At 71.2% G+C, this 12768-nt stretch carries 13 protein-coding genes; 4 read left to right on the top strand and 9 right to left on the bottom strand.

Features of this window, described 5'->3' with window-relative positions; all coding sequences use genetic code 11:
* Window positions 1-52: 52 nt before the first annotated feature.
* The 4 genes from ABZ078_RS43100 to ABZ078_RS43085 form a co-directional block, all read right to left on the bottom strand.
* Complete coding sequence (locus tag ABZ078_RS43100) at window positions 53-1150, bottom strand: PDZ domain-containing protein (RefSeq protein ID WP_356584005.1); 1098 nt, start codon at window positions 1148-1150, stop codon at window positions 53-55.
* A gap of 62 nt (window positions 1151-1212) precedes the next feature.
* Window positions 1213-1377 (bottom strand): hypothetical protein, encoded by a 165-nt coding sequence (locus tag ABZ078_RS43095; protein WP_356584004.1) that lies wholly within the window; start codon window positions 1375-1377, stop codon window positions 1213-1215.
* 220 nt (window positions 1378-1597) lie between these two features.
* Window positions 1598-2059: a molybdenum cofactor biosynthesis protein MoaE gene (locus ABZ078_RS43090; protein ID WP_356584003.1), complete on the bottom strand. Its 462-nt coding sequence runs from the start codon at window positions 2057-2059 to the stop codon at window positions 1598-1600.
* Window positions 2060-2226: 167 nt separating this feature from the next.
* Window positions 2227-3339, bottom strand: a complete 1113-nt coding sequence (locus tag ABZ078_RS43085; RefSeq protein ID WP_356584002.1) for an SDR family oxidoreductase — start codon at window positions 3337-3339, stop codon at window positions 2227-2229.
* A 192-nt stretch (window positions 3340-3531) separates the two neighbouring features.
* Here ABZ078_RS43085 and ABZ078_RS43080 point away from each other — a divergent pair, with 192 nt between their 5' ends.
* Together ABZ078_RS43080 and ABZ078_RS43075 are read left to right on the top strand one after the other, a co-directional pair.
* Window positions 3532-4995 carry a zinc-dependent metalloprotease gene (locus ABZ078_RS43080; protein ID WP_356584001.1) on the top strand — a complete coding sequence of 488 codons (1464 nt, stop codon included), beginning with the start codon at window positions 3532-3534 and terminating at the stop codon, window positions 4993-4995.
* Window positions 4992-5519 (top strand): NUDIX domain-containing protein, encoded by a 528-nt coding sequence (locus tag ABZ078_RS43075; RefSeq protein ID WP_356584000.1) that lies wholly within the window; start codon window positions 4992-4994, stop codon window positions 5517-5519. The genes ABZ078_RS43080 and ABZ078_RS43075 overlap by 4 nt, the downstream gene beginning before the upstream one ends.
* 58 nt (window positions 5520-5577) lie before the next feature.
* Here the strand turns inward: ABZ078_RS43075 and ABZ078_RS43070 are convergent, their stop codons facing one another.
* The 4 genes from ABZ078_RS43070 to ABZ078_RS43055 all read right to left on the bottom strand — a co-directional run bounded on the left by ABZ078_RS43070 (window position 5578) and on the right by ABZ078_RS43055 (window position 9565).
* The gene (locus tag ABZ078_RS43070; RefSeq protein WP_356583999.1) at window positions 5578-6333 is read right to left on the bottom strand and encodes an AIM24 family protein; all 756 of its coding nucleotides are present in this window, start codon (window positions 6331-6333) and stop codon (window positions 5578-5580) included.
* 17 nt (window positions 6334-6350) lie between these two features.
* On the bottom strand, window positions 6351-7031 hold the full coding sequence (locus ABZ078_RS43065) for an AIM24 family protein (protein WP_030974882.1): 681 nt from the start codon (window positions 7029-7031) through the stop codon (window positions 6351-6353).
* A 14-nt stretch (window positions 7032-7045) separates the two neighbouring features.
* Complete coding sequence (locus tag ABZ078_RS43060) at window positions 7046-8842, bottom strand: TerD family protein (protein WP_356583998.1); 1797 nt, start codon at window positions 8840-8842, stop codon at window positions 7046-7048.
* Window positions 8843-8968: 126 nt separating this feature from the next.
* Window positions 8969-9565, bottom strand: a complete 597-nt coding sequence (locus tag ABZ078_RS43055; protein ID WP_356583997.1) for a M48 family metallopeptidase — start codon at window positions 9563-9565, stop codon at window positions 8969-8971.
* Between the two features lie 320 nt (window positions 9566-9885).
* Between ABZ078_RS43055 and ABZ078_RS43050 the strand changes: the two genes are divergently transcribed.
* Window positions 9886-11106 carry a TOMM precursor leader peptide-binding protein gene (locus ABZ078_RS43050; protein WP_356584006.1) on the top strand — a complete coding sequence of 407 codons (1221 nt, stop codon included), beginning with the start codon at window positions 9886-9888 and terminating at the stop codon, window positions 11104-11106.
* Window positions 11099-12469 carry an AarF/ABC1/UbiB kinase family protein gene (locus ABZ078_RS43045; protein WP_356583996.1) on the top strand — a complete coding sequence of 457 codons (1371 nt, stop codon included), beginning with the start codon at window positions 11099-11101 and terminating at the stop codon, window positions 12467-12469. The genes ABZ078_RS43050 and ABZ078_RS43045 overlap by 8 nt, the downstream gene beginning before the upstream one ends.
* Window positions 12470-12481: 12 nt before the next feature.
* Here ABZ078_RS43045 and ABZ078_RS43040 read toward each other — a convergent pair whose 3' ends face one another.
* Window positions 12482-12691, bottom strand: coding sequence for a hypothetical protein (locus ABZ078_RS43040; RefSeq protein ID WP_356583995.1), 210 nt, complete (start codon window positions 12689-12691; stop codon window positions 12482-12484).
* Window positions 12692-12768: the final 77 nt, after the last annotated feature.

Here is a 12768-nt window from a genome sequence, read left to right as displayed (position 1 = left end):
GGCGCCCCTCACGTCAAGGGGCGCCCCCACCGCCGTACTCACGTCCTGCCGCTCAGCCCTTCGTCGTGCACCTGGGCAGACCGGCGGTGTCGCCGGAGCGGATGTCCTTCAGGGCGCCGAGGGCGTCGTCCATGGTGCCGACCTTGACCAGGGTGAGGCCCTCGGGGACGTCCCTGGCGGCGGTGGCGCAGTTGTCGGCGGGCGTGAGGAAGTACCGGGCGCCCTTGTCGCGCGCGGCGATGGTCTTCATCTCGATGCCACCGATGGGGCCGACCTTGCCGGCCTCGTCGATGGTGCCGGTGCCGGCGACGAACCTGCCGCCGGTGAGACTGCCCGGCGTGAGCTTGTCGTAGAGCCCGAGCGAGAACATCAGGCCCGCGCTGGGGCCGCCGACGTCGGCGAGCTTGATGTCGATCGTGAACGGGAAGGTGTGGTCGGTCCCGGCGGAGATCCCGACGATGGCGCGCTTCTCGCCTCTGTCGTCGGACTCGGCGGTCCTGATCGTGATCTTCTCGGTCTTCGTCGGCGTCCTGCGCTCCTTCTCGGCGGCGGCCTGCTCCTTCGCCGGCACGATCGTGAAGACGACGTCCTGCCCGGGCGTGTGCTTGGTGACCAGCTTGGCCACGTCCCCGGGCTCCTTCACCGTCGTGCCGTCGACGGCCTTGATCACGTCACCGGCGTGCAGCCTCCCCTCGGCCGGGCTGCCCTTGACGACGGTCGAGACGATCACCCAGCTGCGCACCGGGATGTCCAGCGCCTCCAGGGCGGCGACCTTGGCGCTCTCCTGGGACTGGCTGAACTCCTCCGCGTTCTCCTGGGTGGACTCCTCCTCGGTCTTGCCGTCCGGGTAGAGGGTGTCGTGCGGCACGACCTTGTTGTCATGTGCGAGCCACCCGTACACGGCCTCCACGAGGTTCATCCGGTAGTCGGCGCTGGTGACACGGACGGTGGTCATGTTGAGATGCCCCGTCGCCGGGTAGGTCTTGTGCCCGGTGATCTGCAGCACCGGCTCGCCGTCGTGCTCGCCGAGGGTGTTCACCGTCGGCCCCGGGGACATCTCCGCGTACGGCACGGGGATGAAGACTCCCGCGCACAGGAGCGCGATCAGCATCAGGGTGGAGGCGAGCATCGTCGCGGTGCGGCGTGGCATGACAAGACAGTACGTGACGCTCCTGTCAGTGCCCCGTCAGGGCCGCTGAACCCGCGCCCTGGTCATGTACGGGAAGAGGGCTTCTCCATGGCCGCGCGGAAACGGGCATAGCCATCGAGCTCCGGCCCGTCACCTCGTACCTTCCGGGTCCGGTTGGCCCAACTGCCCCACAGACCGGCGCCGATCGCAGCCAAAAGCGGAATCAGCAACCAGGCGAGCGCCGCCATGCCGTCCTCCCATCCCCAATGAGCGACCGCAACTGACTGATCAGCAGATTAACCACTGGCACTGACAACGCTCACGCCGGGGGTGCGGTTACGCAACCGGAGTGGGGTGGACGGGTGTGGGCGGACGCGCGGCAGGCGGGACACGGGGCGGACGGGATGCGCGGCGGACGGGGGCGCGGCGGACGGGCGGGCTCCGGCTCGGGAAGATCGGCCGGCACCCTCAGCAGGCGCCCACCCACTCCTCGGTGCCGTCGGAGAACCTCTGGTGCTTCCAGATGGGAACCTCGTGCTTGAGGTCGTCGATCAGCTTCCGGCATGCCTCGAAGGCCTCACCGCGATGGGGGCAGGAGACGGCGACGACCACGGCGAGATCCCCGACCCTGAGATCTCCGACGCGATGCACGGCCGCGAGCGCCCGCACCGGGTACTCGGCGACGACCTTCTCGGCGATGCGCCGCATCTCGGCCTCGGCACTGGGGTGGCAGGAGTACCCGAGCTCGTCGACGTCGGCGCCCCCGTCGTGGTTCCGCACGGTCCCCACGAACAGCGCGGTCCCACCGGCGGCGTCGTCGCCGACGGCCCGGAAGACCTCGTCCAGGGAGAGGGCCGTCTCGCGGATGCCGATGAGCTTGACGGGATCCTGAGCGCCCTGCTCACCGGGGTGATCGTTGGTAGGTGCCATAGCCCCATCGTGCCCCACGCGCGCGAGGACGGGGAATAGCGTTATCGCCCGGCACACGCGCGTGCCGGTTTGGAGCCTTCTACATGCCGGCCGCACCGGGGTCACCGCACGGCAACCGGCGGCATGCCGGGCGAGCGAGCCCGCGACGGGATGGGGCCGTCGCCCGCTCAGATCCGCCGCCGCGCCTTCCTCGCCCGCCGCACCACCGCCGCCGCGCCCAGCAGGGCGACCGTCGCTCCGGCGGCCCCGGCCGCGGTCGCGTCCTTGCGGCCGAGTCGCCGCCCGGCGACGGTGTGCCGTCCGGAGACCTCCTCCAGCAGCTCCGCGAGCACGTCCTCGTTGGTCCACTGCGGCCGCCATCCCGCGTCGTGGAGCCGGCTCCCGCTCACCACCCAGGGGTACATCGTGTAGGCCAGGTCCCCGGCCGGAGAGGGGGTCAGCCCGATCCGGTGCAGCCGGGCAGCCGCTCCCAGCGCGACCGCCGACGGCAGCTCCATGCGCCGGATCCCGCTGAGCTCCTCGACCTCCTCCTGCTCCAGCCATCCGTCGCATCCGACGGCGAGCTCCCCGTCGACCTTCTCCAGGACGGCGTACTCCAGGGCGCTGCACAGATCCTCGACGTGGCAGAACTGCCAGGCGGGCCGCGAGCCCGCGACGACAAGGAGCCGAGGTGACTCGAAATACCTGGTCAGCGCGGTGTCGGTGCCGCCCACCAGCACCGCCGGCCGCACGACGGTGACATTGAGTCCGGGGTGGGCCCGGGGCGCCCTGCGCGCGAGGCGCTCGATCTCCAGCAGGTCACCGACCCCGGTGGCCTCTGCGGTCGCCCGGAGCTCCGCGTCCTCGGACAACGGCAGTTCGTTGTCCGGCAGCGCCCCGTAGACCATCGCCGAGGTGCACAGCACCACCCGGTGGATGCCGGCCGCCGCCGCGGCCGTCAGCACGGTCTGCGTCCCCCGGACGTTGTAAGCCGTCCGGGCGGCAGGATCCGTCTCCAGATCGAGGTCGAGCGCCAGATGCACGACCACGTCGGCGCCCCGCAGCTTCTCCGCGATCGCCGGGTCCCGGACGTCCAGGATGTGCCACTGCGCCTCGGCGCAGTCGCCGCGCCGCTCGTCGATGGCGACGACCTGCTTGACCTCGTCCGTCGCGACGAGCCGCTCGGTGAGCAGCGCGCCGATACCGGACGCGGCACCGGTCACCGCGACGACGGGCCCGCGCGCGGCGGGAGGGGTTGACCGGTTTCGCGCTGCGCGAACCTGCGGATCAGGGGAACTCACCGGGCGTCTCCAGCGGTTGTCTTCAGTACGAACGCGAGTGACGCGTCCGTACCAGGTGGCATCCATCCTGCCGCAGGCCGAGAGTCGGCGAAGCACCGAGGCCCGAACGGCTCGCGGTGTCTACGCTGGGTGGTGTTATCGGGCAGTCGCGCCGCCGGTGCCAGCCGGTGGCCTTACCAGCCGAGGAATCCCGTGAGTGACACCCCATTCGGATTCGGCCTTCCGCCGGAGGAGCCGGACGACGGCGACGAGGGCAAGAAGAAGGACCAGCAGAGCGGCGGTGGTCAGGGGCCGGCCAACCCGTTCGGTTTCGGCGGGCTGCCCGGAGCCGGGGGCTTTGGCGGCCCGGGCGCCGACAATCCCTTCGCGGCCATGTTCGGTTCGCTCAACCCCAGCGACCTGGGCGCCGCGTTCCAGCAGCTGGGGCAGATGCTCTCCTACGAGGGCGGTCCCGTGAACTGGGACATGGCCAAGCAGATCGCCCGCCAGACGGTCTCCCAGGGCGCCGCGGACGGCACGAAGGACGCGAGCGTCGGCCCGGCCGAGCGCAACGCCGTCCAGGAAGCCGTCCGGCTGGCCGACCTGTGGCTGGACGACGCGACGTCCCTGCCGTCCGGCGCGGCCTCCGCCGTCGCCTGGAGCCGCGCGGAGTGGGTCGAGGCGACCCTGCCCGCGTGGAAGGAGCTCGTGGACCCGGTCGCCGAGCGGGTCGGCACCGCGATGGGCGACGTCCTGCCGGAGGAGATGCAGGCCATGGCCGGCCCGCTGATCGGCATGATGCGCTCGATGGGCGGCGCCATGTTCGGCACGCAGATCGGGCAGGCCGTCGGTGTGCTCGCGGGCGAGGTCGTCGGCTCCACCGACATCGGCCTGCCGCTCGGCCCGGCCGGCAAGGCCGCGCTGCTCCCGGCGAACATCGAGGCGTTCGGCAAGGACCTGGGCGTGGCGAAGGAGGAGGTGCGGCTGTATCTCGCCCTGCGCGAGGCGGCCCACCAGCGCCTGTTCGCGCATGTGCCGTGGCTGCGCTCGCACCTGTTCGGCGCGGTGGACGGCTACGCGCGCGGGATCAAGGTCGACACCGCCAAGCTGGAGGATGTGGTCGGCCAGTTCGACCCGCAGAATCCGGAGCAGCTCCAGGACGCCCTCCAGCAGGGCATGTTCCAGCCCGAGGACACACCCGAGCAGAAGGCGGCCCTGGCCCGTCTGGAGACCGCTCTGGCCCTCGTCGAGGGCTGGGTGGACGCGGTGGTACACGCCGCCGCCAAGCCCCGCCTGTCGTCGGCGGACGCCCTGCGCGAGACGCTGCGCCGACGTCGCGCCTCGGGAGGTCCGGCGGAGCAGACGTTCGCCACGCTGATCGGCCTGGAGCTGCGCCCGCGCCGCCTGCGCGACGCCTCCCGTCTGTGGGCCTCGCTCACCGACGCCCGCGGTGTCGACGGCCGTGACGCCCTGTGGCACCACCCGGACATGCTGCCGACGGCGACCGACCTCGACGACCCGGACGGCTTCGTGCACCGCGAGCAGATCGACTTCTCCGAGCTGGACAAGATGCTCGGCGAGGCGGCGGACGGCTCCGCCGGGAAGCCGGACCTGCGCAAGGGCGACAAGGGCGACAACGACGAGAAGGACGACGACAAGGGCGACGGCGCCCGGTGAGCCTGTACGACGACGCGGTCCTCGTGCTGAAGGGGTACGAGGGCCAGGAAGAGTTGCGCCAGACCTATCTGGACCACCTCGCGTCGCATCCGGACGGTATGTGGAAGGCGTGCCACGCCGGTCACATCACGGCGAGCGCGCTGGTGATCGACGCCGAGCACGGGCGGGTGCTTCTGACCCTCCACAAGAAGCTGCGGATGTGGCTCCAGATGGGCGGCCACTGTGAACCCGGGGACATCACCCTGGAGGCCGCGGCGCTGCGCGAGGCCGAGGAGGAGTCCGGCGTCGAGGGGCTCACGCTGCTGCCGGGCGGCCCGGTGCGCCTCGACCGGCATCCGATCCCCGCGCCGTGCCATTGGCACTACGACGTCCAGTACGCGGTCGTGGCCCCGCCGGGCGCGGTTCAGGCGATCAGCGACGAGTCCCTCGACCTGCGCTGGTTCGCCTACGACGAGGTGGCGGACGTGGCGGACGGGTCGGTCGTCCGGCTGCTGGAGGCCACGCGCGCGAGGCTCTCGAACTGAGGCATGTGTAAGGGGCGACCACTCAAGCGGTCGCCCCTTACGTCTGCTTTCCGGACGGTCAGTTCCAGACGTTGCCCTGGTTCTGCCCCCGGGCCCCCTGCTGCCCCATGCCGTACTGCGCGGCGACGCCCGAGCCGATCTGGGCGTTCTGCGGCGGCAGCAGCTCGCTGGGCTGGACGAGCGCGTAGCCGGTGCCCATGAAGCTGAGTTCCCAGCCCTCACCGGTGTTGCCGCGCCGCCGCCACACCCCGGAGGAGTGCGTCTGGGCCTGCATCTGCACGCGCAGACCGGTCGACCAGGCGACGATCGCGTCGGCGTCGCAGTTGACGTACTTGTCGGGCGTCACCTGCATCATCAGCGGCATGCCCGAGGTCATGAGGGCGACCTTGCCGCGGCCGGTGATGTTGAGCTGGTACTTCCCGGAGCCGGAGATGCCATAGAGGCTGTCGACGGCGATGACCTCGTGGTGCAGCGAGGACTCCATGGCCAGCACATAGCTGCTGTCGACGGTCAGTCCGTCCTGGTCCACGTCCACCAGGTGGACGTGCTGCTTGAGATTGGCGAGGTAGACCGTGCCCTGCCCGTGACAGCGCATCAGGTCCAGGCCCTCGCCGGTGCGCGCACGCGCGCGTCCCTGCTGGTTGCTCTGGAACTCGGCGTCGAACTCGACGAGCCCCTGGTAGGCGACCATCGTGCCCTTGCGGGCGAGGATGTCGTCGTGTCCCTCCAGGGCGACGCGGAGCATCTGCTTGTTCTGCAGACTCCAGCGCTCCTGGGTCTGCTGCTCGTTGTAGGCGAAAATCGGACTCTGCATGGCGTTCTGGCTCCCCCTCAGCCCCGGACCCGGAGGCGGTCGGTGCTGTCCTCACTGGGCTGGACGACGACGATGCCCTGGCCGGAGAAGGCCATCTGGTAGGCCTCGCCGCTGCCCCGGCCGATGAGCGACTGCGCCTTGAAGCTGCGCTTGCCCTTCACCTTGAGGTTCGGGGACCAGGCGACGAGCGCGTCCGGGTCGACGTACGTCTCGTCCTCGCCGCCGCCGCAGTCGACGACGATCGGCTTGCCCCGGGAGGTCAGCGCGACCCAGCCCTGCCCGGAGATCTTGGTGTTCCACAGGCCCTGCCCGGCGAACTTGGCCAGGCCCTTCACGCGCTCGACGCCCCACGTCAGGTGCGCGTCGAAGGCCAGCAGGTTGGTGGCGTTGACGGAGATCCCGTCGCCGTTGAGGTTGATGACGACGACGTTGGCGCCGTAGTCGGCGAGGTAGAGCAGTCCGTCGCCGGAGCACTTCATCAGGGGCGCGCCCTCACCGGTCATCCAGTCCTTGGCGATCTGGCGCACGGCCGGCGGGTTGGGCTCGTACTGGACGAAGCCTTCGTAGGCGACCATCGACCCCACGCGCGCGAGGAGGTCGTTCCCGGTCTGCATGGCGACCTTCAGCATGTGGTTGCCGTGGTTCTCCATGCGGGCGGTGACGGGTGCGGGGGCGTAGCCCGCGAGCGGCTGGTTCATGACGGGCTCTCCCTTTAGATCTCGTACGGCTGGACGACGATGAAGTTGCCGGGCGCGCCTCGGAACTGAAGGTTGACGCTCTCGCCGGTGTCGCCGGGGTAGGCGTTGCGGCGCATGCGCACCTGGCTGGAGACGACCACCTGGGCGGCGGCCGACCAGGCGACCACCGCGTTGCAGTCGGCGAACGTCGTGGGCGTGACGGGCAGGACGACCGGCGTGCCGTGCGTCTTGACGACGATCGTGCCGGTGCCCGTGAACTGCATCGTGAACAGCGCGCCGCCGGGGATGCCGTGGCCCTCGATGCGGCGAACCTCGTACTGGAGGCTCTCGTCGAAGGCGAGGACGTTCTCCGCCGAGACGCAGATACCGTCGCCCTGGAGCTCGATCGGGTGCAGCATCGTCGAATTCTCGGCGAGGAAGACCTGGCCCTGGCCGGTACAGCGCATCAGCTGCATCTCCTGGCCGGTCGCGTTGCCCACGATCCGGCCGGCGAACCCGGCGCCCTTGTAGCTGAATTCGACCTTGCCCTGGTAGAGCACCATGCTGCCCTGCCGGGCCAGCACGGGCTGCCCGCCGATGCCGAGGTCGACCCGGACCAGCTTCCTGTTCTGCTGTGTCCAGCGCTGTCCGGTCGGCGTCTCCTTGAACTTCTGGAGCGCCGCGCCCACACCGGGCGCCTGGGGCGCGCCTTGCGGCACGCCCTGAGGTGCGCCCTGAGGTGCGCCCTGCGGGGCTCCGTAGGGCGCCTGCTGGCCCGGGACCTGCCCGTACGGGGGCTGCTGGCCGTAGCCCGGAGGCGGGCTTGGCTGGCCGTAACCGGGCGGCGGGGCCGGGGCCTGCGGTGCCTGGGGCTGGGCGTAGCCGGGGGGCGGCGGGGCGGTCGGCGCGGGGGCCTGCCCGTAGGGCGCCTGCTGTCCGGGCTGGCCGTACGGCGGCTGCTGCTGACCTGGCTGACCGTAGGGCGCGGGCGCCGGGGCGGGGGGCGGCGGGGTGCCGCCGGGCGGCGTCACGGGCGCGACGATGGTCGGCTGGGCGTGCACCGGCGGCGCGGGCGCCGACGACGGAGGCGGCGGGGTGGCCCCGGGCGGGGGCGCGAATCCCTGCGCGGCGGGCTGCGGGGCAGGCGCGGGCGCGGGGGTCGGGGCAGGCACGGGAGCCGGTGCTGCGGCCGCGGGCGCGGGCGCCGGGGCGCCGAACGCGGGCGGCGCGGCTGCCTGGGCAGGCGGCGCGAAGCCGGGAGCCGCACCGGTCTGCGGCTGCTGCGGGGCGGCGGGTGCCTCCTCCTCGGCGACCTCGCCGCCGAAGTTCCTCAGCAGCGCGTCGAGGCCACCGTCGAAGCCCTGTCCGACGGCGGCGAACCGCCAGACGTCCTTGAGGTAGAAGTCGCCCAGCATCACGGCGCGTTCGGTGGAGAACTCCGAGCCGTCGAAGGCGTACCGGGCCACCTCCTCGCCGCCCGCGACGATGCGGATGTACCCGGGGCTGATCTGCGACATCTGTCCGGTGCCGTCGATCGTCGCCGTGAAGGACAGCTTCTGGATCTGCGGGGGGATCTTGTCGAGCGTGACCCGGAAGGACTCCGTGTCACCGGCCTGGGCGCCGAGGAGCTGGATGGACTCCTCGGGGGACTTCGGCTGGTTGAAGAAGATGAAGTAGCGGTCGTCCGAGAGCCGTTCGTCGGCGTCGAGACCGAAGCAGCTGATGTCGAAGGTCAGCCCTGGGGCGGAGATCTGCACGCCTACGTACAGATCCGTGCCCGCGGTGAGGTCACTGATCCGGGCCTTGTGGCCGCGTTGGAATTCCCTGGCCATGCGTAACGACCGTCCCCCATCCCGAGTGTGAGTGCGTCGCGCCAGGCTAACGGCAAAGTCGGACATCGGACGAAGCCGGTACAGACCCGGTACACAACGCACGCACGGCCGAACCGGAAGTGCTTGTCACTCGCCGATCGGGCCGGGCACATGGGGCAGTCGCTCGGCGGCGACGACGCCTTCGAGATAGCCCTTCGCGCGCTCGGTGCGGGGATACGCCTCCAGCAGCCGCCAGAAGCGGGGCCCGTGTCCGGGCACCAGGAGATGCGCGAGCTCGTGGAGGAGGACGTAGTCCACGACGTACTCGGGCATGCCCTGCAGGCGGTGCGAAAGACGGATGCTGCCCTCTGCCGGGGTGCACGAGCCCCAGCGTGTGTTCTGGTTGGTGACCCAGCGCACCGACTTGGGCCGGGCGCGGCCGTCGAAGTACTGAGCCGACAACTGCTCCGCACGCTCCGCCAGTTCGGCGTCGCCGAGGACCTGCTTGCTCTCCTGGGCGGCCAGCTTGTCGAGCATGACGCTCACCCAGCGCTGCTCCTCCGCCTCGGACATCCGGGCAGGGATGAGCACGACGGTGCGATCGCCCTCGCGGTACGCCGAGACCGTCCGGCGGCGCCGGGTGCTCCTGCGGACCTCGATCGCGCTCGCCCCCGAGCCGCCCGACGGCGGGCTCGTCGTACTGCGCTGTGGCGTTCCGGCGCGGTGCAGTGGGTCGGCGGACACGCCCCGACGTTACCCGCTGCGCATGGGGGAAGTCCCGACTCCGGGACGGTTCGATGCCGATCCCCCACCGAGCGTTTGATTTGTACGACGAATATCCACCGCCTGTGGACAACTTCGGACGACGAGCGCCACGTCAGGGCATGCTGGCTGTGGCCGACGGAGCTGCGACCGAGCTCCACCGGCACACGGGGACGTTCCACGACGGCTACGGGGGCCTGTTCATGCAAGCGACGGTTTCGGGGGCTTCAACCGCTTCAACCGCTTCAACGGCTTCAGCCACTTCGACGGACACGTCTGGCTCGGCGCATTCGGCGGCTGTGCTGGCTCCGCTGATGAAGCCCGCGCTCAGGCGCGGATGGCGGGATCTCAACACCGTGCAGTTCGGGATGACTCCGGCACATGCGATGACGCTGGGCCCGATGGACACGGCGACGGGCAGTTTCCTCGACCTGCTCAACGGCACGCGCGGCATGGAGCTGCTGCGCGAAGAGAGCCGCCGCATGGATCTGCCGGACGGTCATGTCGACGAACTGGTGCGGCGTCTGGCGCGGGCCGGGCTGCTCGACGACGCGAAGGGCGGCGGTCCGGCCGCCGACGCCCTGCGCCGCAAGAAGGACGTCCTGGACCGGCTGCGCCCGGATCTGGCGTCCCTGTCCCTGACCACGTCCGAGCCGGGCGAGGCGATGGGCCGCCTGGCCGCCCGCCGCTCCCTGCGGGTGCAGGTGAGGGGTGCCGGCCGGGTGGGGGCGATGGTGGCGTCGCTGCTGTCGGGCGCGGGGGTCGGCGAGGTCGACGTACGCGACGTCGGCCGTGTCGAGCCGTGGGACGTGGCACCGGGCGGGCTGCCCGCCGAAGCGGTCGGCGACCGCAGGGACGAGGCCGCGCGCCGGGCCGCACGCCGCTCGGCACCGGATCGCCCACCGCGCCGCGGCACCCAGTCGCCTCCCGGGGAGGACTGCACGGGCCACTCCCTGGTGATCCTCGCACCGCGGGACGATGTCGCCGTGCACGCACCCTCGCCGTCGGCCGCCGAACCCCTCATCGCTTCCGGTACGCCCCACCTGTACGCCGGTGTCGTGGAGGGAACAGGTGTCGTCGGCCCGCTCGTCCTGCCCGGCGAGACCGGCTGCGCCGGCTGTCTCCACGAGGGCCGCGCCGACCGGGACCCGGCCTGGCCGCGCCTGGCCGCGCAGTGGCGCTCGGGCTCGGGAAGGACGCGTCACGTGCGGCCCTGCGATCTCACCCTGGCCACGACCGTCGCCGGGCTGGCGGCCGTGCACGCCCTCGCCTTCCTGGACGGCCACGTTCCGTCCAGCGCGGGTGCACGCTGGGAAGTGTCCCTACCCGGTCTGAGCTGGCACGCCCGGCCGGTGTGGGCGCATCCGGCATGCCCGTGCGGCGCCGCGGACAAAGGTGAGGGAGAACACCCCTCCGGGGACGTGGAGTCGCACGAGACAATGGCGGAACAAGGGCCGTCCACCGAGTCACGCCGCAAGGCGGACGCGGAGCGGCCGGCTGGCACCTGGAGGGCGCATGTCTGATCTTCCCCGCAAGGCGGTCACGCGTACCGCCAAGCTCGCCGCGCTTCCGCTCGGCTTCGCAGGGCGGGCGACCTGGGGACTGGGCAAGCGGATCGTCGGCGAGTCCGCGGAACTCGTCGGCCGTGAGCTGCAGCAGCGCACCGCCGAGCAGATGTTCAAGGTGCTCGGCGAGCTCAAGGGCGGCGCGATGAAGTTCGGCCAGGCCTTGTCCGTCTTCGAGTCGGCCCTGCCCGAGGAGATCGCCGGCCCTTACCGTGCGGCGCTCACCAAGCTGCAGGAGGCGGCGCCCCCGATGCCGACGCGCACCGTGCACGGGGTGCTGGCACAGCGGCTCGGCGAGGACTGGCACGACCTGTTCCTGGAGTTCGAGGACAAGCCCGCCGCGGCGGCCTCGATCGGGCAGGTGCATCGCGGGGTGTGGCACGACGGCCGTGAGGTGGCGGTCAAGGTGCAGTACCCGGGCGCCGGCGAGGCCCTTCTCTCCGATCTGAACCAGCTGAGCCGTTTCGCTCGGCTGCTGGGGCCGCTGGTGCCCGGCATGGACATCAAGCCGTTGATCGCGGAGCTCAAGGACCGGGTCTCGGAGGAGCTGGACTACGGCCTGGAGGCACAGGCCCAGCAGGCGCACGCGGAGGAGTTCGCCGACGACCCGGACGTCGTCGTGCCGGCGGTGGTCCACCACTGCGAGCAGATCCTGGTCACGGAGTGGATCGACGGCATCCCGCTCTCGGAGGTGATCTCCGACGGCACCCAGGAACAGCGTGATCGCGCCGGCCAGCTCCTGGCCCGCTTCCTCTTCTCCGGCCCGGCCCGCACCGGTCTGTTGCACGCCGACCCGCACCCCGGCAACTTCCGTCTGCTGCCGGGCGGCCCGGACGGCGAGGACGACTGGCGGCTCGGTGTCCTGGACTTCGGCACGGTCGACCGCCTCCCGGGCGGCCTGCCGACCCCCATCGGTGACTCGCTGCGCATGACCCTGGACGGCGATGCGGACACCGTGTATGAACTCCTCTGCGCCGAGGGGTTCGTCAAGGAATCAATCGACCTGGACCCCGACGCGGTCCTCGACTACCTTCTGCCGATCATCGAGCCGGCCCAGGTCGAGGAGTTCACCTTCACCCGCGGCTGGATGCGCAGCCAGGCCACCCGCGTGGCCGACCCCCGTTCCCCCGCCCACCAACTGGGCAAACAGCTCAACTTGCCGCCGGCCTACCTCCTCATCCACCGCGTGACCTTGAGCACCATCGGCGTCCTGTGCCAGCTGGGCGCGACGGTACGGCTGCGCAAGGAACTGGAGGAGTGGCTGCCGGGTTTCGCTCCGGAGGGCATGACGGACGAAGAGGAGTCCGCGGCGGAGGCGTGACAGACGCGCGGCCTACCACCAGGCCGAGTCCAGTCGTCCCTCGATCGCTCTGAGGTTCTCCCTGGAGCAGGTGTCGCAGAAGTAGCGGCGGACACCGTTCTCCACCGAGCAGGTCCAGGTGGGCCGCGGGGCCTTGGCCCGGGTGCCGCAGCGGGCGCACACGAGGGGCTGGGGCTCCTTGGCGGAGCCACCGTTGTCACTGCCTCCGGGAAGACTCGTCACTCGGCGACGATAACTCCGCCGCTGACTGATCGGCGGGCACAACGCACCGCGGGGGCCGGTCCGTTCGCACGGACCGG

It is taken from the genome of Streptomyces sp. NPDC006385 (genome assembly GCF_040612485.1).
In the GTDB taxonomy this organism is placed as follows: Bacteria; Actinomycetota; Actinomycetes; order Streptomycetales; family Streptomycetaceae; genus Streptomyces.
This window is presented reverse-complemented; position numbering and strand designations above follow the sequence as displayed.